At 67.7% G+C, this 19,291-nt stretch carries 22 protein-coding genes; 8 read left to right on the top strand and 14 right to left on the bottom strand.

The genetic code is table 11. From position 1 onward, the window contains the following. Positions 1-120 precede the first annotated feature (120 nt). The 4 genes from pheS to rpmI form a co-directional block, all read right to left on the bottom strand. Positions 121-1,215, bottom strand: coding sequence for a phenylalanine--tRNA ligase subunit alpha (pheS, locus tag EV283_RS18165; protein WP_207223204.1), 1,095 nt, complete (start codon positions 1,213-1,215; stop codon positions 121-123). Positions 1,216-1,335: 120 nt separating this feature from the next. Next, complete coding sequence (locus EV283_RS18160) at positions 1,336-1,656, bottom strand: GIY-YIG nuclease family protein (RefSeq protein WP_130327855.1); 321 nt, start codon at positions 1,654-1,656, stop codon at positions 1,336-1,338. A gap of 200 nt (positions 1,657-1,856) precedes the next feature. Continuing rightward, complete coding sequence (gene rplT, locus EV283_RS18155; RefSeq protein WP_031395288.1) at positions 1,857-2,222, bottom strand: 50S ribosomal protein L20; 366 nt, start codon at positions 2,220-2,222, stop codon at positions 1,857-1,859. A gap of 19 nt (positions 2,223-2,241) precedes the next feature. Next, the gene (gene rpmI, locus EV283_RS18150) at positions 2,242-2,445 is read right to left on the bottom strand and encodes a 50S ribosomal protein L35 (RefSeq protein ID WP_031395289.1); all 204 of its coding nucleotides are present in this window, start codon (positions 2,443-2,445) and stop codon (positions 2,242-2,244) included. A 171-nt stretch (positions 2,446-2,616) separates the two neighbouring features. Here rpmI and EV283_RS18145 point away from each other — a divergent pair, with 171 nt between their 5' ends. Further along, entirely contained in the window at positions 2,617-4,752 is a 2,136-nt protein-coding gene (locus EV283_RS18145; protein WP_130327853.1) for an AsmA family protein, read from the top strand. 182 nt (positions 4,753-4,934) lie between these two features. On the opposite strand, the gene EV283_RS18140 is transcribed toward EV283_RS18145, so the two are convergent. Continuing rightward, complete coding sequence (locus EV283_RS18140; protein WP_130327851.1) at positions 4,935-5,789, bottom strand: inositol monophosphatase family protein; 855 nt, start codon at positions 5,787-5,789, stop codon at positions 4,935-4,937. 102 nt (positions 5,790-5,891) lie between these two features. Here EV283_RS18140 and EV283_RS18135 point away from each other — a divergent pair, with 102 nt between their 5' ends. Both EV283_RS18135 and EV283_RS18130 read left to right on the top strand, forming a co-directional pair. Next, positions 5,892-6,428 carry a peroxiredoxin gene (locus EV283_RS18135; RefSeq protein WP_130327849.1) on the top strand — a complete coding sequence of 179 codons (537 nt, stop codon included), beginning with the start codon at positions 5,892-5,894 and terminating at the stop codon, positions 6,426-6,428. Positions 6,429-6,581: 153 nt separating this feature from the next. After that, positions 6,582-7,637, top strand: a complete 1,056-nt coding sequence (locus EV283_RS18130) for a GGDEF domain-containing protein (protein ID WP_107956298.1) — start codon at positions 6,582-6,584, stop codon at positions 7,635-7,637. 25 nt (positions 7,638-7,662) lie between these two features. Here EV283_RS18130 and EV283_RS19280 read toward each other — a convergent pair whose 3' ends face one another. Genes EV283_RS19280 through EV283_RS18120 form a run of 3 tightly spaced genes read right to left on the bottom strand, consistent with a single transcriptional unit; the run spans position 7,663 to position 9,192 of the window. After that, positions 7,663-8,010: a hypothetical protein gene (locus EV283_RS19280; RefSeq protein ID WP_165391839.1), complete on the bottom strand. Its 348-nt coding sequence runs from the start codon at positions 8,008-8,010 to the stop codon at positions 7,663-7,665. A 36-nt stretch (positions 8,011-8,046) separates the two neighbouring features. Next, complete coding sequence (locus EV283_RS18125; protein ID WP_130327847.1) at positions 8,047-8,679, bottom strand: YbhB/YbcL family Raf kinase inhibitor-like protein; 633 nt, start codon at positions 8,677-8,679, stop codon at positions 8,047-8,049. 3 nt (positions 8,680-8,682) lie between these two features. Beyond that, positions 8,683-9,192, bottom strand: coding sequence for a hypothetical protein (locus EV283_RS18120; RefSeq protein ID WP_130327845.1), 510 nt, complete (start codon positions 9,190-9,192; stop codon positions 8,683-8,685). Between the two features lie 80 nt (positions 9,193-9,272). Here EV283_RS18120 and EV283_RS18115 point away from each other — a divergent pair, with 80 nt between their 5' ends. After that, positions 9,273-9,686 (top strand): DUF1810 domain-containing protein, encoded by a 414-nt coding sequence (locus EV283_RS18115; RefSeq protein WP_130327843.1) that lies wholly within the window; start codon positions 9,273-9,275, stop codon positions 9,684-9,686. 66 nt (positions 9,687-9,752) lie between these two features. Beyond that, a complete protein-coding gene (locus tag EV283_RS19595; RefSeq protein WP_259466878.1) occupies positions 9,753-9,878 on the top strand; it encodes a hypothetical protein in 126 nt (41 codons plus the stop codon). Positions 9,879-9,977: 99 nt separating this feature from the next. Here the strand turns inward: EV283_RS19595 and EV283_RS18110 are convergent, their stop codons facing one another. From EV283_RS18110 to EV283_RS18100, 3 genes are read right to left on the bottom strand one after another with little or no spacing between them, the layout of a single operon-like run. Continuing rightward, positions 9,978-10,619 (bottom strand): heme exporter protein CcmB, encoded by a 642-nt coding sequence (locus tag EV283_RS18110; protein ID WP_130327841.1) that lies wholly within the window; start codon positions 10,617-10,619, stop codon positions 9,978-9,980. Then, positions 10,616-11,188, bottom strand: a complete 573-nt coding sequence (gene ccmA / locus EV283_RS18105; protein WP_130327839.1) for a heme ABC exporter ATP-binding protein CcmA — start codon at positions 11,186-11,188, stop codon at positions 10,616-10,618. The genes EV283_RS18110 and ccmA overlap by 4 nt, the downstream gene beginning before the upstream one ends. Then, positions 11,185-11,631, bottom strand: a complete 447-nt coding sequence (locus EV283_RS18100) for a metallopeptidase family protein (protein WP_056419486.1) — start codon at positions 11,629-11,631, stop codon at positions 11,185-11,187. Before EV283_RS18100 ends, ccmA begins: the two co-directional genes overlap by 4 nt. A gap of 36 nt (positions 11,632-11,667) precedes the next feature. Here EV283_RS18100 and EV283_RS18095 point away from each other — a divergent pair, with 36 nt between their 5' ends. Continuing rightward, complete coding sequence (locus EV283_RS18095) at positions 11,668-11,964, top strand: 4a-hydroxytetrahydrobiopterin dehydratase (protein WP_056419483.1); 297 nt, start codon at positions 11,668-11,670, stop codon at positions 11,962-11,964. Positions 11,965-11,996: 32 nt separating this feature from the next. Here the strand turns inward: EV283_RS18095 and EV283_RS18090 are convergent, their stop codons facing one another. Continuing rightward, the gene (locus EV283_RS18090) at positions 11,997-12,791 is read right to left on the bottom strand and encodes an SDR family oxidoreductase (protein ID WP_130327837.1); all 795 of its coding nucleotides are present in this window, start codon (positions 12,789-12,791) and stop codon (positions 11,997-11,999) included. A gap of 52 nt (positions 12,792-12,843) precedes the next feature. On the opposite strand from EV283_RS18090, the gene EV283_RS18085 reads away from it, so the two are divergent. Both EV283_RS18085 and EV283_RS18080 read left to right on the top strand, forming a co-directional pair. Then, a complete protein-coding gene (locus tag EV283_RS18085) occupies positions 12,844-13,605 on the top strand; it encodes an ATP-binding cassette domain-containing protein (RefSeq protein ID WP_130327835.1) in 762 nt (253 codons plus the stop codon). Beyond that, positions 13,602-15,140 (top strand): ABC transporter permease/substrate-binding protein, encoded by a 1,539-nt coding sequence (locus EV283_RS18080; RefSeq protein ID WP_130327833.1) that lies wholly within the window; start codon positions 13,602-13,604, stop codon positions 15,138-15,140. The genes EV283_RS18085 and EV283_RS18080 overlap by 4 nt, the downstream gene beginning before the upstream one ends. Positions 15,141-15,143: 3 nt before the next feature. Here EV283_RS18080 and EV283_RS18075 read toward each other — a convergent pair whose 3' ends face one another. Further along, positions 15,144-17,792: a TonB-dependent receptor gene (locus tag EV283_RS18075; RefSeq protein ID WP_130327831.1), complete on the bottom strand. Its 2,649-nt coding sequence runs from the start codon at positions 17,790-17,792 to the stop codon at positions 15,144-15,146. 74 nt (positions 17,793-17,866) lie between these two features. After that, on the bottom strand, positions 17,867-19,189 hold the full coding sequence (locus EV283_RS18070; RefSeq protein WP_130327829.1) for a sugar porter family MFS transporter: 1,323 nt from the start codon (positions 19,187-19,189) through the stop codon (positions 17,867-17,869). Positions 19,190-19,291 lie beyond the last annotated feature (102 nt).

The following is a 19,291-nucleotide window of genomic DNA, read 5'->3' as shown; positions in this document are numbered from 1 at the left end:
CGTCCATCATATCGATCACTGCCGTCATCCCAGCGGAAGCTGGGATCTTTGTGGGGCTGTTGCTGCGGTCGCCAACCGGGAGACCCCAGCGTGCGCTGGGGTGACGAAGAATGATGGTCCTCATGCGCCCACCCCGCCGCTCAACGTCGGGACGTCGAGGCTCGAGAAACCATAATGTTTCAGCCAGCGGATATCGCCGTCGAAGAACGGGCGGAGGTCGTCCATGCCGTATTTGAGCATCGCAAGCCGATCGATCCCGCAGCCGAACGCAAAGCCCTGCCACTCGTCGGGATCGAGCCCGCACGCCTCGATCACTTTCCGATGGACCATGCCGCTGCCCAAAATCTCGAGCCAGCCGTCCGGCTCCGCGCCGCCGACGACGCGCTTGCCCTTCACCAGCGTGTAGCCGACGTCGATCTCGACCGAGGGCTCGGTGAACGGGAAATAGCTCGGGCGCATCCTGAGCACGATGTCGTCGCGCTCGAAGAACGCCTTCACGAACGTCTCGAGCGTCCATTTCAGGTGGCCGAGCGTGATGCCCTTGTCGATCACGAGGCCCTCGACCTGGTGGAACATCGGCGTGTGCGTGGCGTCCGAGTCCGAGCGGTAGGTGCGGCCCGGCGCGATAATGCGGATGGGCGGCTTCTGCGACAGCATCGTGCGGATCTGGACGGGCGAGGTGTGCGTGCGGAGCAGCGAGAAGGTCGTCTTCTCGTCAGCGGTACCCGCGGCCTTCGCGTCGATCCCCTGCTGGAGATAGAAGGTGTCGTGCATCGCGCGCGCGGGATGCGTCTCGGGGATGTTGAGCGCGGAGAAATTATGCCAGTCGGTCTCGATCTCGGGACCGGTCGCGACCGCGAAGCCCAAGTCGGCGAAGATCTCGGCGAGTTCGTCCATGACCTGGCTGACCGGGTGGATCGTGCCGGCGGGCGCGGCGTCGGCGGGCAGCGTCATGTCGAGCGTTTCGCTGGCGAGCCGCGCGTCGAGCGCCGCGCGTTCGAGCGTTGCCTTGCGCTCGGCGATGCCGTTCGCGACGGCTTCGCGCAGGCCCTGGATGATCGGGCCCTGCACGAGGCGCTCGTCGGGGGTCATCTTGCCGAGCGTCTTCAGCAGCGCGGTGATCGTGCCCTGCTTGCCGAGCGCCTCGACCCGGCACGCCTCCAGCGCGTCGAGGCCGGATGCCGCGGCGATCGCCGTCAACATGTGTTCGCGCATCTGGTTCAGGTCTTGCGTCACTGTTTCGAAATCCTAACTTCCGTCATCCCCGCGGAGGCGGGGATCCATACTGGCTGCCGTAGCGCCTCTATACCTGGCCCTTGAGACGAACGCGCCCGCCTAGCGGGAATGACGACCTGAAACGGGGTCCAATCCCAGGCCGATCGCCAGATCGTCCCAGTCCGGATTGTCACGCTCGATCAGAATCACCTTCCAGTCGCGGTTCCATTTCTTGAGCCGCTTCTCGCGCGCGATAGCAGCGTCCATCGTGTCGGCCATCTCATAATGCACCAGCCGCACTACGTCGTAGCGGGACGTGAACCCCTTGATCAACCCTTCGCGATGCTGTTGCAGCCTTCCGAGCAGGTTCGACGTCACGCCGATATAGAGCGTACCGTGCTTGCCGCTCGCGAGGATGTAGACGCAGGGTTGCCGGTCCATCACTTCTCCCGTCATTCCCGCGAAGGCGGAAATCCATCGTGGCGGACCTTGCGGATGATCACAACGACTTGCCAATATGGATTCCCGCCTTCGCGGGAATGACGAAGGTGGGGGCGAGGGAAAGCATCGGCCCCAAACACGAAAAAGGGCGCCGGTGGTTTCCCACCGGCGCCCTTTTCGAACCTCATCTCAGTCGCGGATTACGCGGCCTGGGGCAGTGCCGCCTTGGCCTGAGCGACGATCGCGCTGAAGGCTGCGCCCTCGTGCATCGCGATGTCGGCCAGGACCTTGCGGTCGAGTTCGATACCCGCAAGCTTCACGCCGTGCATGAACTGCGAATAGGTCAGACCCTCGGCGCGGACGCCGGCGTTGATGCGCTGGATCCACAGGCCACGGAAGGTGCGCTTCTTAACCTTGCGGTCGCGATATGCGTACTGTCCGGCCTTTTCGACGGCCTGACGGGCGATGCGGATGGTGTTCTTGCGACGGCCATAATAGCCCTTCGCCTGAACCAAAATACGCTTGTGCTTGGCGCGGGTGGTAACACCCCGTTTTACGCGTGCCATTGTCTAATTCCTTCTCAGCTCAACGCAGGCCGTAAGGCGCCCAGGCCTTCACTGCTGCGGTATCGGCCTTGGACAGCAGCTTGGTGCCGCGGTTCTGACGGATGTACTTGCCGTTGTGATGCGCCAGACGGTGACGCTTGCCGGCGACGCCGTGCTTGAGCAGGCCGGTGGCGGTGAGCTTGAAGCGCTTCTTGACGCCGCTCTTGGTCTTCAGCTTGGGCATTTTTATCCTTTCGGTTGACGAAGGAAGACGCTGAAATCGCCGCGGCAGCCCACACTGGCCGGGCGATTCGTCGAACGCGTATCCCTTCGAGGAAGCGGGGCGCATAGACCGATGTGCGACAAGACGCAACCGCGTGTGGAACTGGCGTCTTCCCCGTGCGATAGGCTTTCCATGGACGCCAGCCCGACGCAGCCGATCGACGCCCCCTCCCCGGCCCCAGGACCCGCGGACACGCCAGCGCGTCGCAAGCGGCGGATCCTGCGGAACATTCTGATCGGGATCGTCGCAGTGATCGCCGCGATCTGGCTGGTGCTCTACATTACCAAGGGTCGCTTCCTGAAGCATCCGTTCGAGCGGATCGTCGGGTCGATGACGCACCGCACGGTGACGGTCGGCGGCGACTTCCAGCTGTATTTCGCGCCGTTCCGAATCAAATTCTACGCCGAGCGCTTCACGCTCTCGAATCCCGACTGGGCGAGCCGCCCCAACCTGTTCAAGGCGGACAAGCTCGACACGCGGATCGCGCCACTGTCGCTGATCTTCGGCAAGCGTCGACTCTACTGGCTCGATCTCGTCAACGGCGCGGTCGATCTGGAGTGGAACGCCGCGCATACCGCTAATACGTGGACGTTCAGCGAGAAGAAGGGCGGCAAGCCGCTCGAATTCCCGCGGATCGACGTGGCGACGGTGACGGGCACGACAGTGCGCTATCTCGATCCGCGGATGCGCGTGCTGGCCAACCTGAACGTCGCGGACATCCGCTCGGTCGATGCAACGATCGGCCGTGCGGTCGGGCTAAAGGGCACCGGCCGGCTACGCGAGACGCCGTTCACGGTGACGGCGCAGCTGCTGTCGCCCGACGCGACCGCCAATCGGGGGCAGAACAAGCTGGTCGCGCGGATGCGCGCGGCAGGCAACGTGATCGACGTCGCGGGCACGCTGCCCAGCATCGCCGATATCGAGAACGTCCCGCTCGCGGTAACCGCGCGCGGCGCCAATCTGTCGACGCTGCTCGGCGTGATCGACGTCGCGATCCCGAACACGCGGACCTATCGTCTGCGCGGGCAACTCGTGAAGCAGGGTGACGAATACCGGTTCACGCGGATCACCGGGATCGCAGGCAAGACCGATCTGGCGGGCAAGCTGACCATCACCAATGGCGAGCGAATCCATCTCGATTCGGTGCTGGCGACCAAGAGCCTCGACATCGTCGATGCCGCGCCGTTCATCGGCTATAATCCGGACATCGTCGAATCGAAGGGCGCGGTGGCCGCCGCCGCGGCGACGGGTGCGGGCGTCCAGCGCCTGCTGCCCAATGCGAATCTCCCGATCGAGACGATGCGGATCTTCGATGCCGACCTGAAATGGACGATCGGCGTGGTCCGGTCGAAGAACATCCCGATCTCGAACGTCGACCTGACTCTCGATCTCGAGCGCGGGCGGCTTGCGCTGTCGCCGCTGACGTTCGCGATGGCGCGCGGCAACGTCGCCTCCGACGTGGTCTTCGACACGCGGTCGCGGCCGAGCGCGGTGTCCTATGACATCCGCCTCGCGCCGACGCCGCTGGGGCGGTTGCTGAAGGGCTATGGCCTTGCCGAGGCGGGGACGACGGGAACGATCAAGGGGCGGATCGAGCTGAAGGGACGCGGCGATTCGATCCACGAGTCGCTGGCGTCGTCACGCGGGCGGATCGCGTTCGTGATGCCGTCGGGCGCGCTGTCGGTGCGCAACGTCCAGCTCGCCGAGCTCGACATCGGCACGTTTGCGCAACGGATGTTCCAGGGGAAGCTCAAGGAACCGGTGCAGGTGAATTGCGGGCTGATCGGCTTTACCGTGCGCGGCGGCGTCGCGGCGGCGGATCCGATCCTGATCGACACGCGCAAGAACGTGATCGTCGGGCGCGGCGGGTTCAGCTTCCGCAACGAGGCGGTCGATCTGGCCTTCCGCGCGGATTCGAAAAAGTTCAGCCTGTTCGCGGGCCAGTCGCCGGTGGGTGTCGGGGGCATGTTCGCCGCGCCGCAGCTCAACGTGATTTCGAAGGACCTGCTGGCGCGGGTCGGGACCGGGCTGGGGCTCGCGCTGGTGGCGACGCCGGTCGCGGGGATCCTGGCGTTCGTCGATGTCGGCGATGCGAAGTCGACTGCGTGCGGCCCGGTGCTGGCGGGGGCGACCGCGCAGGCGCAGCGGACGACGAAGGGCGAAGGCCGCGATGACGTCGGGCGGGGAACGACGGCGAAGGCCGAGGACGGCAAACCGAACAGTGCCGAGGGCAAGGCGCAGAAGAAGAAGTTTTTGGGGATCTTCTGATCTTGAGGGCAGCGTGAGGGGCGGCCGCCGACGGGTTACTCCATCATCCCCACTCTATCATCCCCACTCTATCATTCGCGTCACCCCGGCGGACGCCGGGGCCCATGGTTGCGGTTTGGACCGTTAGCGGGCGCTGCGTGTCCGTGGGTCCCGGCGTTCGCCGGGATGACGGAGGGGGGGAGTTAGTGCCCGTGTCCTTCGTGCCCGTGTCCTTCGTGGTCGTCCTCGTGGTCATGCCCGTCCTGCTGCCGGTGCATCGCCTCGAGCACATCGTCCAGCCGCGCGGGGTCGCCGATCGCGAGCACATGGCCTTCGCTGTCGGCGGTCAGCGGGTCGCCGTTCCAGTCGCACATCATGCCGCCGGCGCCCTCGACCACCGGCACCAAAGCAGCGAAGTCATAGATCTTGAGCCCCGACTCGCAGACGACGTCGAGATGCCCGCTCGCGAGCAGGCCGTAATTATAGCAGTCGCCGCCATAGACCGGGCCCTGGCGCGGGTTGCCGCCCGAGATCGCCGCGACCAGCGCGAGGTACGGCGCGACGTCGACCTCGTCGAACAGATGCGGGCTGGTGGTGGCGATCGTCGCGCCCGTCAGTTCGCGGCACATCCGCGTCCGCACGGCCACGCCGTTGAGCGTCGTCGGGCGGCCTGCGACTCCGACCCAGCGTTCGCGCTGGATCGGCTGATCGATGATCCCGAGCACCGGCCAGCCATCCTCGACGAGTGCGATCAGCGTTCCGAAGATCGCGCGGCCGACGGTGAAGCTGCGCGTGCCGTCGATCGGGTCGAGCACCCATTTGCGGTTGGTGACGCCGGCCTTCTCGCCATATTCCTCGCCGATGATGCCGTCGCCGGAACGCTCGGCATCGAGCAACCGGCGCATCGCCGCCTCCGCCTCGCGGTCGGCGCGCGTGACGGGGGACTGGTCGTCCTTGATCTCGACGCCGTGCTCGTGGCGGAAATAGGGTCGGATGACGTGGCCCGCGGCATCCGCGAGGCGGTGCGCGAGATCGATATCGGCTTGGGTCACTGGCATTGTCCCTGCCTATCGGCGACCGGCATCAGGAGCAATGGCGCGAGCAATGGACGGATCGTCCGCGGCGGCGTAGGCCGTTGCAATCCAACCGGAGTATCGTCCATGCGCCTCGTCTCGACCCTCGCCACCGCCGCTCTTCTCGCCGCAACGCCGGCGTTCGCGGCGCTCGCCCCCGGCGCCAAGGCGCCCGACTTCACCACGCGCGGCGCGATCGCCGGCAAGGTGTTCACGGTCCACCTCGCCGAGCAGCTGAAGAAGGGCCCGGTCGTGCTCTACTTCTTCCCCGCGGCCTATACTGGCGGCTGCAACGCCGAGGCGCACGCGTTTGCCGAGGCGATCCCCGCCTTCACCAAGGCTGGCGCGACGGTGATCGGCATGTCGGCGGACAATGTCGAGACGCTCAGCAAGTTCTCGGCGGAGAAGTGCGCGGGCAAGTTCGCCGTCGCCAGCGCAGGCCCCAATGTCGTCAAGGGCTACGACGTCGCGCTCGGCCAGCAGATTGCGGGTCGCGACGTGACCAAGCGCACCAGCTACGTCATCGCCAAGACCGGCCGCATCGCGTTCGTGCACGACGAAATGAACCCCGCCGCGCACGTGTCGTCGACGCTCGCCGCGGTCGAGAAACTGACGGGCAAGTAAGCGGCAGCGTCGCTCGTTCGGAATGCCCGCCTGTCCGGCATGTGCTGGTAATGACCGGGCAATTACAACCAAACCGGCAAATACTTGCCGGTTTGGTGACGTAATCCTAACGCTTTCGGGTGTATCGGGCGATCTGGAAAGGCGGGGGACGTAATGCGCGACGTACAGGCGGCCAGACCGATGGCCGGGTCATTGCAGGACGCCTCGCTGTTCCAACGGATCGGCCGGTTTCTCGACGAGCAGAAACTGAGCCCCGATCCGGCGCATTATGCGTTCGCCTTCGCCGTCCTGTCGGCACCCGATAGCGAGCTTGCAAAGGCGGTACGGGAGCACACCGATCTCGACCTGCGATTGACCAGGCAGGATATCGAACGGCTCGGCGGCCGGGTGGTCGAGGGGCCGCCCCCTGCCCTTGCGCGGTCGGCTGCGGATACCGCCGGACCCAGCCTTGCCGACCGGACCGATTCGGCGATCGCGCTGGTGATCGAGACTCAGCAACAGGTCGACGGGTTCGCGCAGATCGTCCGGACGATCCAGGCCGAGACCGAGGATTTCGGGCATGACCTGGCAAAGAGCGCGGCGGCTCTCACGCAGCTCGCCGAGCTGGACGAGATCACGCGAATCACGAGCTCGATGATCGCCAGGATCCACGACAGCGAGGTCCGGCTGGCGCTGGCCACCGCCGAAACCGATGCGCTGCGCTCGAAACTGGCCGAAGCGCGCGACACGGCGCGGCGCGACGTGCTGACGGGCCTGCCCAATAGGCGCGCGTTCGAGGAGGCCTATGCCGCGCGCGATGCGAAGGCGGGGCCCTATTGCCTCGCGGTCTGCGACATCGACCGGTTCAAGCGGGTCAACGACATCCATGGCCACAGCGTCGGCGACCGCGTGCTGACCGCGATCGGCCAGGCGATGGCGGCCGAATGCGCGCCGCACCTGGTTGTGCGCCACGGCGGCGAGGAATTCGCCGTCCTGCTCGCCGGGCTGAGCCTGTCCGACGCGGCGGCGCTGCTCGATTCGGTACGTGCGGTCGTCGCGGCCAAGCGGTTCCGCAACCGCGAGACCGATACCCCGCTCGGGACCATCACCTTTTCGGCCGGCGTCACCGCGATCCACGCCGCCGAACCCGCCGAAGCCGCGTTCCTGCGCGCAGACCGCCTGCTCTATGCCGCCAAGGAGCATGGCCGCGACCAGATCTGCGCAGGCTGATCCCGGTAGTTGGTGGAATCTACGATCATTTACTGGTGGATTTCACCAGTTGGCGGTCGAGCATAACGGAAAATCCAAGTAAATCAGCGCGTTCTGAAATTGGCACGGCGCATGCAAATCCCTCGATATCGGCAACCGGATGGTCCGGAGGCTGAAAATCGAGGATAATCACCATGTCGTTCCGTTTCGAAGCCGCCCAGCGCATCGCCGTCTCGTTCGTCGGCGCCGTCATCTTCGCCGCGATCGCTGTCACCTCCGCCACGCCGATCATCCCGATCGCCTGATCCGATCCCAAAGGAGAGCCATCATGGGTCGCAGCATCCTTATCGGGCTTGCCGCCTTCTCGACCACCATCCTGCTGATCGCCACGCATAGCGGCGCGACGCTGGTCTGAGCCCAGCGCGCTGCGTTACGCCGACGCAGCCACGCCTACCGGACCGACCGGCGCCTCGGTCTCACGCGAATAGGTCCCGATCAACAATCCCGCCGCCAGGACATGCCCGCTTATGGCGTCGATCACCGCCGAGCGACCGGGAGTTTCACCGACCGCGCCGGCGCCCGCGTCGACCGCGAACAGCTGAAACGCGTAGCGGTGCTCGCCATGCCCACTGGGCGGATCGGGCGGCAGCCAGCCCTCGCGCAGATAGGAATTACGACCGACGTCGCTCCCGGCGGACTCTGCGCTCGCCGCGTCACCAGCGCCATCGGCGACGATCGCGCCTTCGGGCAGGCGCCCCGCATCGGCGTCGAGCCCCCAAACGATCGCGTGGACGAGCGGCTGCGGAGTCGGCGCGTCGGCATCCTCGACAATCAGCACCATATGCACGGTCCCGGCCGGCGGTGCGTTCCAGACGAGCGGCGGCGAGACGCCTTCGCCATCGGCGGTGAAGCGCGGCGGCATCCGGGCTTCGTGTGCGAACGCCGGGCTGGTCAGGTCGAGCGTCTCGAAGCTGGTACCGAGCTGGGCGATCGCGAGCTTGTCGGCGCCTGCGCGCAGACCGCTCATCGCATGGCCGAGCCAGGCCGGGATATGTTCGAGCATCTTCTATCCTTCCGAAGGGCAGGTTTCGGCACGGCGTACGGGGGCCGCGCCGTCGTACCAGTCGCTGCGCGTGCCCATCGTCGCCGCATCATGGTAGCAGACCTGGGTCTTGGCCGCCTTGCTGTCGACGATCACCGTCCAGTTTTGATCGCCGCAATTATGCTCCTCGCAGCCCCAGGCGGCGACTCGCTCGCCCATCTTGAACACCGGTGTGGCGGGTCCCGACCGACCCCGGATCGTCTCGCGCAGCTTGGCATCGCCCACCGCCGTCACGAGCCCCGAGGCGACATCGGTGCGGTCGTAAAACGCGACCCCGCCGACCGCGTCATGCGGGTATTTGCCGACATAGGCGGTGATCGGCGTGGTCTGCGCCTGGCCCGGGAGCGGCGTCGGCGCGCGCGTCTGCGGCGGCGTGAAATTGCCCGCGGCCAGCGTGTCGGTCGGATCGTCCTTCTGCCCGCAACCGCCCAGCAGCGGGAGGGCGAGCATCGCGACCATCATCATCGTCTTCATGCGCCATCCTCTTCTCGGTCGATCAACGCATCGGCGCTTCCAGGGGTTGCGTCGAGCGCGATCGCGACCATCTCGCGGGCATGTCGCAGGACCTGACCCGCTTCGTCGCCGCGCAGGACGGCGTGTACCGCCAGGCGATCGCCGAACTGCGCGCCGGCGCCAAACGCAGCCACTGGATGTGGTTCATCTTTCCGCAGATCGCGGGGCTTGGCCAGAGCGCGATGGCGCGGACCTATGCGATCGCCGACGCGGACGAGGCGCGGGCCTATCTGGCGCACCCCGTGCTCGGGCCACGGCTGATAGAGGCAACGGAAGCGGTGACCGCGGCGCAGGGCTCGGCGGAGGCGATCCTCGGGGGCATCGATGCGGTGAAGCTGCGGTCGTCGATGACGCTGTTCGCAGCGGTCGCCGAGGCGCCTGCACCGTTCCGCGCGGCGCTCGCGCGGTTCTTCGACGGGGTCGAGGATTCGGCGACATTGCGCCTGCTGCGATAACAGGCGCGTCTCGACCGATAAGGGTGTAACACGATGCCGAGGCCTCCCGCCTCACGAGGTGTCGTCATGGCCAAGAGCCAGAAGAAATCGAACAAGGAAGTCCGCAAGCCCAAGGCCGAAAAGGCGCCCAAGGCAAACGCGTCGAACCCGACCTCCAAGGGCAAGGCCGTGGAGATGACGACGCTCAACTGAGCGTCCGTCGCGCCCATCGCCTGCCCCCGTCCAAGGCTGGGAGAGGCGATGGGCGGGAACGGTAATGGGCGGGAACGGTAATGGGCGGGCCGCCCCCAACTAGTCCAGCGCTGCCCGGATCGCCGCCGCGGCGATGAACGGCGCGCCTGCAACCAGCACGAGGCTGACCGCCGCGAGCAGCTTGATCGCACCGGCCCCGCCCGCCGCATCGAGCGTCCCCGCGCCAAAGATCAGCAGCGGCACCGCGAGCGGCAGCATCACCAACCCGGTCACCGCACCGCCGCCCCGCACGCCAGCAACGAGCGCGCTGGTGACGACCGCGAGCGCCGCCAATCCCGGCGTGCCGATCGCCAACCCGATCTCGACCCGGAGCAGTGTCTCCGCCGACAGGTTGAGCAGCCCCGCCGCGAGGATCGCAGCCAGCATCAGCGGCGGCCCGAAACTGAGCCAATGCGCGATCGTCTTGGCCATCGCGACGGACACCATCGACAGCCCCCGCACCGCGAACTGGTCGAAGATCCCCGCCTCCAGGTCCGGCCCGATCAGCCGCTCGACCGGCAGCAGCGCAGCGAGCAAAGCCGCGGTCCAGATCACGCCGCCGCCGATCCGTGCGAGCAGCGCCGCATCGGGGCCGATCGCGAACGGGAACAGCGTCGCCACGAGCAGGAAGAACGCGACGACCAGCGTGGCACCCCCGCTCGACACGCTGCGTCGCAGATCGCGGCGGATGAGCGCGATCACAGCCCGATCTCGTGCGCGCCCGGCAGCGCGAGCGGGAGGTGGGTGGCGACCAGCGCGATGCCGCCGCTTGCCCGATGCCGCGCGATCACCGCCTCCAGCGCGGCAACGGAAACGGTGTCGAGCCCGTTGGCAGGTTCGTCGAGCAGCCAGACGCGCGCCTCGCTCGCCACGATACGCGCGATCGACGCGCGCCGGCGCTGACCGGTCGAGAGCAGGCGGACGGGGACGCCCGCCAGCGCATCGAGATCGAGCGCGCGTACCGCGCGGGCGACACGCGCGTCCGGATCGGGTGCGCGGTCAAGGCTGGCCCAGAAGCGGAGCGCGGCGACCAGCGGGCGTTCGGTGTCGAGCGCCGCCGCTTCGGTGAGCAGCGCCTTGTCCCCGTCGCACGCGACATGCCCCTCGAACGGCGCGAGCAGGCCGGCGGCGATCCGGATCAGGCTGGATTTGCCGACCCCGTTCGGGCCGGTGACGATCGCGGCATCCCCCGCGCCAAGATCGAACGACACATGCGAGAACAGCAACCGTCCGCCCCGCACGCACGCGACGTCGCGAAAGCCGAGGCTCACGCCGCGGGATCTTCGGCGCCGTCCTCCACATCGTCCTCCAGCGCGTGCATGTCGTCGTCGCTAAGGCCGAAATGATGGCCGATCTCATGGATCGTGACATGCGCGACGAGATCGTCGAGGCGGACGCCGGTGTCGATCCATTCCTCCAGGATTGCGCGGCGGTACAGGACGATGCGATCGGGCATCGCGCCTGAATCCATCGACGATTTCTCGCCGAGCGGGCGGCCGTGATAGAGGCCCGACAGGTCCAGCGGGTGCTCGAGCCCGAGCGCGGCGAGCGTCTCGTCATCGGCATACTCCTCGACCGCGAAGACGATGTCGCCGAGATGCTGCGCAAACTGCGCCGGCAGCCGGGCGATCGTCGCGCGCGCGATGGCCTCGATCGCGTCGGCATCGGGGGCTTCTCCCCGGAATGGTGCTTGCCCGCTCATCCCGCCAGCCATAGTCGTTGGCGAACCAAGGCGGCAAGGGAGAGCCCGATGATCGAAGCGCTGAACGATACGGACCGGGCCGAGGCCCTCGATGGCCTCGACGAGTGGGATTATGACGATGCGCGCGACGCGATCACGCGGACGATCGTGTTCGCCGATTTCGTCGAGGCATTCGGTTTCATGACTCAGGTCGCGCTGATCGCCGAGCGTGCGAACCATCATCCCGAATGGAAGAACGTGTGGAACCGGGTGGAAATCCTGCTGACCACGCACGACGCCGGCGGCCTCTCGCCGCGCGACATCGAGATGGCCGAAGCGATCGACGCGATCGTCGGCGACGCGTGACGCGCGCGGCACCCTGAAGCGTCAGCGCGGCGTTACTGCGGCTCGCGCAGGGTGCGCCGCATCCGCTTGCGCAGGCTGCCGGGCATCCACCGCGCGGCAAACGCCATGCGGTGCGCGGTCTTGCCGACCAGCGTATGGACCTTGTCGCCGTGCACCGCGGCCCAGGCCGCCTCGGCGACCTTGTCAACCCCGGTCAGCTCCAGCCCTGCCCCCGTCACCGTTTCGCGGATCGAGTGGTTGCTGCCGCCGGCCCCCGTGTCGAGCAAGGGCGTGTCGATGAAGCTCGGCACGATCGAGCGCACCTTGATGCGGTCCGCCGCCCATTCGCCGTCGAGCGCCTCGGTCAGCGCGCGCACGCCGAACTTGGTCGCCGAATAGGGCGCGAGGCCGGACGACCCGTAGATCGCCGAGGCGGAGGCGGTGTTGAGCAGGCATGATCCGGGCGTCCGCTTGAGATAGGCATGGCCGATCCGCGCACCGTTGAGCACGCCGACCAGGTTGATCGCGATCACCCGGTCGATCTCGGCGAAGTCGGTCTCCGCGAGCGGCCCGCCCGAACCGATTCCCGCATTGTTGAACAGCACGTCGAGCCGCCCCCCGGTGGTGGCGACGAACGCATCGAGCGTCGCCACCCAGGCCTCGCGGTCGCGGACGTCCATCTGGTAGACGCTCGCCATGCCCGACGGCAGCAGCGCCGCGGTTTCCGCAAGCCCGCACGCGTTGACGTCGGCCAGCCCGACCCGCCAGCCCTTGCGCGCGAACAGGATCGCGGTGGCGCGGCCGATCCCCGACCCGCCGCCGGTGATGAAAATGCTCTGCTGCGTCATGGCGCCTCTCCCGATTTGATTTTCCGGTATGTTTCCCGCATCCTACCGCAACATGCCAGACAATTTGCCAGCGCTCGCCTTCGACCGCGTCACCAAGCGATACGGGACGACGATTGCGGTCGATTCGGTCTCGCTCGAGATCGCCCGCGGCAGCTTCGTCGCGCTGGTCGGGACGTCGGGATCGGGCAAGTCGACGCTGCTGAAGACGCTCAACCGGCTCGTCGAGCCGAGCGAGGGGCACGTCACGATCGACGGTAGCGACGTCGCCGCCGAACCCGCGCCGATGCTGCGTCGCCGGATCGGCTATGTCTTCCAGAATATTGGGCTGTTCCCGCACATGACGATCGCGCAGAACATCGCGATCGGCCTGAAGATCGCGGGACGCAGCGACGAGGCGAAGGTCGCCGAGCTGCTGGAGCTCGTCGACCTGCCACGCGAGATCGCCGACCGGATGCCCGACGCGCTCTCGGGCGGCCAGCGCCAGCGCGTCGGCATCGCGCGCGCGCTCGCGCCCGGCGCCAAGCTGCTGCTGCTCGACGAGGCGTTCGGCGCGCTCGATCCGGTGACGCGCGATGCGCTCGGCACGCGGATCCGCGCGCTGCACGACCGGCTCGGGCTGACCACGATCCTCGTCACGCACGACATGGCGGAGGCGCTGTTGCTCGCGGACCGCGTACTGGTGATGAAGACGGGGCGGATCGTCGCCGATGCGACCCCGGCGGATCTGGTCGCGGGCAAGGGCGGCGACGATGCGCAGGCGCTGGTGCAGGTCCCCCGCGCGCAGGCCGAACGCCTGCAGGCGCTGGTCGCATGAGCGCGTTCGTCGACGCGCTCGGCCGCGTACCGCCGTTGCTCGCCGCGCATGTCCTGCTCTCGGCATCGGCGTTGCTGCTGGGCATCGCGATCAGCCTGCCGCTCGGCATCTGGTCGGCGCGCAACGCGACCGTGGCGCGCGTCTCGCTCGGCTTTGCCAGCCTCGTCCAGACGATCCCGAGCCTCGCGCTGCTCGCATTGTTCTACCCCGTGCTGCTCAGCCTGTCCGCGCTGGTCGGTGGCGGGATACCCGCGCTCGGCTTCCTGCCGTCGCTGATCGCGCTGACGCTGTATGCGCTGCTGCCGATCATCCGAAATGCGGTGGCCGGGCTGCACGGCATCGACCCGGCGGTGATCCAGGCGGCCGATGCGGTCGGGATGACGCCCGCGCAGAAGCTGCGGCTGGTCGAGGCACCGCTGGTCGCCCCCGTGCTGATCGCCGGCATCCGCACCGCCGCGGTGTGGACGATCGGCGCGGCGACGCTGTCGACGACGGTCGGCCAGCCGAGCCTGGGCGACATGATCTTCGCCGGGCTGCAGACGCAGAACTGGGCGCTGGTGCTGGCCGGCTGCCTTTCGGCGGCGGCGCTCGCGCTGGCAGTCGATGCGCTGATCGGCGGGATCGAATATGGCATCCGCGCGCGACGCCGCTGGCTGTGGATCGCGAGCGCAGTGGTGCTGGTCGCGGGCACGGCGATAGCGACGCTGCCGCTGTGGCCGAAGAGCGGCGGCGATCGGACGGTGGTGGTCGGCGCGAAGAACTTTTCCGAGCAATATATCCTCGCGCGGCTGATCGGCAAACGACTCGAACGCGCGGGCTACACCGTCGAGTATCGCGACGGGCTGGGCTCGGCGGTGGTGTTCGGGGCGCTCTCGGGCGGCGATATCGACGTGTATGTCGATTATGCCGGGACGATCTGGGCCAACGAGATGAAGCGGCGCGACGTGCCCGAGCATCGCGCGATGGTCGCGGCGATCGCCGACTGGGCGGCGCGCGAACACGGTGTCGGGCTGGTCGGCTCGCTCGGCTTCGAGAATGCGTATGCGTTCGCGATGAAGGGCGCCGACGCGCGCGCCAAGCGGATCGCGAGCCTCGACGATCTGGTCAGGGCAGCACCGCAGATGACGCTCGGCAGCGATCTGGAGTTTCTCGAACGCCCCGAATGGGCGGCGGTGAAGCGCGCCTATCCGTTGCGGTTCGCCAAGACCACGCCGTACAGCCCGACCTTCATGTATCGCGCGCTGGAAAGCGGCAATGTCGACGTGATCTCGGCCTTCTCGTCGGACGGACGGATCGCGGCGGATTCGCTGACCGTGCTGACCGACCCGCGCCACGCGATCCCGGGCTATGACGCGATCCTGATGGTGGCGCCGTCGCGCGCGAAGGACGCAAAGTTCCGCGCCGCGCTGACGCCGCTGGTCGGGCGGATTCCCATCGAGGCGATGCGCGCGGCGAACTATCAGGTCGACCGCGACGCGGACAAGCAGACGCCCGAGGCCGCGGCGCGGTGGCTGGCGGCGAAGGTCGGGCTCTAGGCGCTAGAAGAACAGCTTGCGGACGCTGAGCCGGACGGTGCGGCCCAGCGGGTCGAGATAGTCCGGCTGATAATTGTTCGGCGTCGCGCCCGTCGCGTCGGTCACGCGCTGCCGCGTGTTGAAGACGTTGTCGACCGACAGGCTGATCCGCATCCCGCGCAGCCACGGATGCGCCTTCACCCATTCGAGCCGTTGGCCGAGATCGGCGAACAGGCGCGCATTGGCGGTCGCGAGGCCGCCAAAGTTGAGCGTTTCGGGTGCGGCGATGGTGCCACCGTTGACGCGCGTGCCGGTCGCATAATTGGCGGAGATGCGCGCGCCGAGACCGTTGTTGGTGTAGCCCGCCTGCGCCTCCAGTTCGTGCCGCGACTGGCCGCCACTGCTGCCGATCGCGTCGCCGTCGAGCAGGTTGAGGCTCGGACCGCCGTTCGCGACGAGCACGCGATCGGTGAAATGCCAGGTGTGATAGACCGCGAACTGGACGCGCCCGCCGGCCTGCCCGCCACGACCGCCGAAGCCGCGGCCGCCACCGCCGCCGCCACGACCGCCGCCGCCGCCGCCGCCGCCGCCCGGACCACCATCTCGGCCACCACGCGGACCATCGCCGCCCGCGCCGTCGGGACGGCGGAAGCCGCCGGGGGGCTGCATCCCCTCGAACGGATTTGGGCCGGTGCCCGCGCGATACGCCTCCAATTCGCGCTGGATCTTCGACTTGAGCGGTGCGGAGAAGTTGATCCCCCAGCGCAGCTCGGAGCGGTCGCTGCGCGCGAAATTGATCGGGCGACGGTCGACCTGCACCAGCGTGCCCGCGCCATCGCGGACGAAGCGATCGGGAAACGCGGATTCGATCGCGGCGGTCGCCGCCGGGAAGGCGGCGATCGGGTTATCGACGCGACTCTCGACATAGTTGGCGGTGATCGAAAGGTCCCTGGAGGTCCATGGCTTGAGCGTCACCCCGACCTTCTTGACGTGGTTGTTGTCCGCGACGAGCCCGGCATTGCCGCCGCTGATCGTCGTGACGGTCGCCGTCGTGCCGCGAACATAATCGAAGACGCGGACGTTGGGCGTGGTGATCGACGGGTTGCCGAGCTGTTGCGCGGTCGGCGCCTCGTCGGTGTCGGTCACCGAGGCGATCACGCGCACGCCCTCGATCGGCGACCAGTTCGCGCCATAGCCGAGCGTGGTCAGCGTGCCGAAATCCGACAGATGATCCTGCGCCAGGTTGAAGTTGGCCGACAGCGTGCCGAGGAACGGGAGCACGTCCTTCGACCGGCTGGTCAGCGGCACGTCGACATTGACCTGGCCGCTGAGCGTATCGCGCGACACCGCGCCGCGCCGTTCGGTCTGCCCGACCTGAGTCTGCCCGTTCTGCAACAGGCTGGAGCTGTACGAGCGGCTGCTGAAATCGGCGGTTTCCGCCCCCAGCTTCAGCGTCGTCGAGATCGCGCCCGCAGGCAGGTTGAACAGGTTGCCGTTCGCCACCGCGTCGAGCCCGCCGGTGCTCTGCGAAGCATAGGCGCGGTTGCCGGGGGCGGCGCCGATATCGCTGGCGGTGAGGCGGTTGAACGGGCTGGCGGTCGGATCGCCCGCGGTCAGCCGCGCCTGGAAGGCGGTCGCGTCGACGCCGGTATCGGTGAAGGTCTGCGTGTCGCTGCGGTCGTAATTGCCGGTGACGTTCCAGCGCCACGTGCCGATATCGCCGTTCAGCGTGGTGCCGAGATGCGCGGCGATCGACGACACGCGCTGCGCGAGCGGCAGGAAGCCGTCGTCGTTGAGCGCGCGGTTCACGGTGCTGCCGTCCGCCAGCGTCAGCGTGGCGCTGGGCAGGCCGTTGAGGCTGCGGCTGTCGGTCGATTCGATCCGCCCGTTGATCGTCGCGCCGATGTTGCCGAAGATGTTGCGCGCATACACGCTGTTCGCGGTGAAGGTGCTGGTCGTCCCCTGGAGGCTGCGGAACGGGCGCTGGTCGACGATCGCATTGTCCGCGCCGCGCGGGCTCTGCGCGGTCGGCGTCGTTGCATCGATGTCGCGCTCGGCCTCGGTCAGCGCCGACGCCGCGCTATATTCGACGTGCAGGTTCACGCGGCGATCGCGGGCGATGGTGAGCAGGTCGAGCTTGGCGTTCGGCGCGTTGGTGCCCCCCTCGGTCGGTACCGTGTCAACCGCCTCGGCGGTGACCGCGCGGAAGCGGCGGCGCAGGACGAAGTTCACGACCTTCTGATCGGCGCGATAGCCGTATTTGAGCGCGACCTCCTCGGGCAGGATCTCGACGCGCTGGATCGCCTCGGTCGGGATATCGCGGATTTCGCTGAAGCTCGAGATCCGGCGCCCGTTGAGCAGCACCACCGGCGCGCCGCCGCTGCCGCGTCCGCTGGTGGTCTGCGGGCTAAGTTCGCTTAGCAGGTCGGAGATCGAGCTGACGCCGTAGGAGCGGATCTCGGCCTGGCCCAGGCTCTGGTCGGGCGGAATGTCGCCGATCACCGACCCCGGCAGCTTACGCGATCCGGTGACGACGATGTCCTCGGACTCGGCGGCCTCGTCCGGCTCCGCAGCCTGCGCCGCGGGCGCTGCCGTGGCAGGCGTCGAGGGCGCCTGTTGCGCCGCCGCCATTGCGGGCACGCTTGCCGCCAGAACCAGACCCAGTGTACGCATAACCGTCAATTCCCGATGATCGCCGTCGACCAAGCCGCTCGACTACGGGGCAATTGTCGCAGGATTATGCCGGTTCACCGTGCCAGATGCGCGTCCATCTCCTCCAGCGGCACGCCCTTGGTCTCGGGGAAGTAGAACAGCACCGTCACGAACTGCACCGCCATCATCGCGGCGAAGACCAGGAACGGCACCCCCGCCGACCACGCCGCCGCGATCGGGAAGGCCTGCGCGATCACCGCGTTCCAGCCCCAATGGCTCGACGACCCGATGCTCGATCCGCGCGCGCGGACGCTCTGCGGGAACACCTCCGAGATATACACCCAGATCACCGCGCCCGAGCCGGGGGCGAAGAACATGATGAACACGATCAGCGACGGCAGCAGCAGCCAGCTCGGTAGCACGCCCAGCAGCGCGAGCCCGCCGACGGTGAGCGCCGCGGTCATGCGCGCCGATCCCCACAGCAACAGCGTCCGCCGCCCGATCCGGTCGATCAGCAGCATGCCGAGCAGAGTGAACACCATGTTGGCGACACCGATCATGACGGCCTGCAGGTCGGGGGACAAGCTGCCCCCCGACGCCTTGAAGATGTCGTTGAGGTAATAGAGGAACGCGTTGATGCCGCTGAACTGGTTGAACATCGCGACCAGGAAGGCGAGCGTGATCGGCTTGCGGTGCCGCGTCCAGGAGAGCGTGGCGTCGCCCTTCGGCGCGTCGAGTTCGCGGCGCGCGATGTCGGCGCTCATCCCGACCATCGCCAGCACGTCCCGCGCCTCCGCATCGCGCCGCTTGGCGAGCAGCCAGCGCGGCGAATTGGGGATGCGGAACAGCAGTGCGAAGAAGACCAGCGACGGCAGCGCGACGATCCCCAGCTTCCACCGCCACTCGACATCGCCGAGCCCGAGCGACCCGATGATCGCGTTCGAGACATAGGCGAGCAGGATGCCGAGGATGACCGCGAACTGGAACCCGCCGACCATCTTGCCGCGCTGCGCCGGCGGCGCGAGCTCGGCGATATAGGCTGGCGCCAGCACCGACGAACCGCCGATCGCGATGCCGTTGATGAAGCGGAAGCCGATGAAGCTGTGCCAGTTCCACGCCAGCGCACAGCCCAGCGCGGTAACGACATACAGGAAGGCGAGCATCCGCAGGACGTTGCGGCTGCCATAGCGATCGCCGGGCATGCCGACGAACAGCGCGCCGATCAGCGTCCCCCAGAGCGCGGAGGACACGGTGAAGCCGAGCCACGCCTCGCTGAGCGCGAACTTCGCCTTCAGCGCACCCGTGACGCCCGCGATCACCGCGGTGTCGAAGCCGAACAACAGCCCGGCAAGTGCCGCGGTGACGACGCTGGCGATCAGGACATTGCTGGCGCGTGGCGTTTCGGCGTGCGCACTCATGCGCGGCAGATTTCGGAGTGGGGGATCGTCATCCGGGCTGTTTTGAACAGTTCGACGCGGCGGACAAGGCCATCGCAGACCATTTCGGCGTGTGCAAACACC

It is taken from the genome of Sphingomonas sp. BK036, from assembly GCF_004216825.1.
In the GTDB taxonomy this organism is placed as follows: Bacteria; Pseudomonadota; Alphaproteobacteria; order Sphingomonadales; family Sphingomonadaceae; genus Sphingomonas.
Note: the sequence above shows the minus strand (reverse complement) of the source record. Positions and strands in the feature narration are given on the sequence as shown.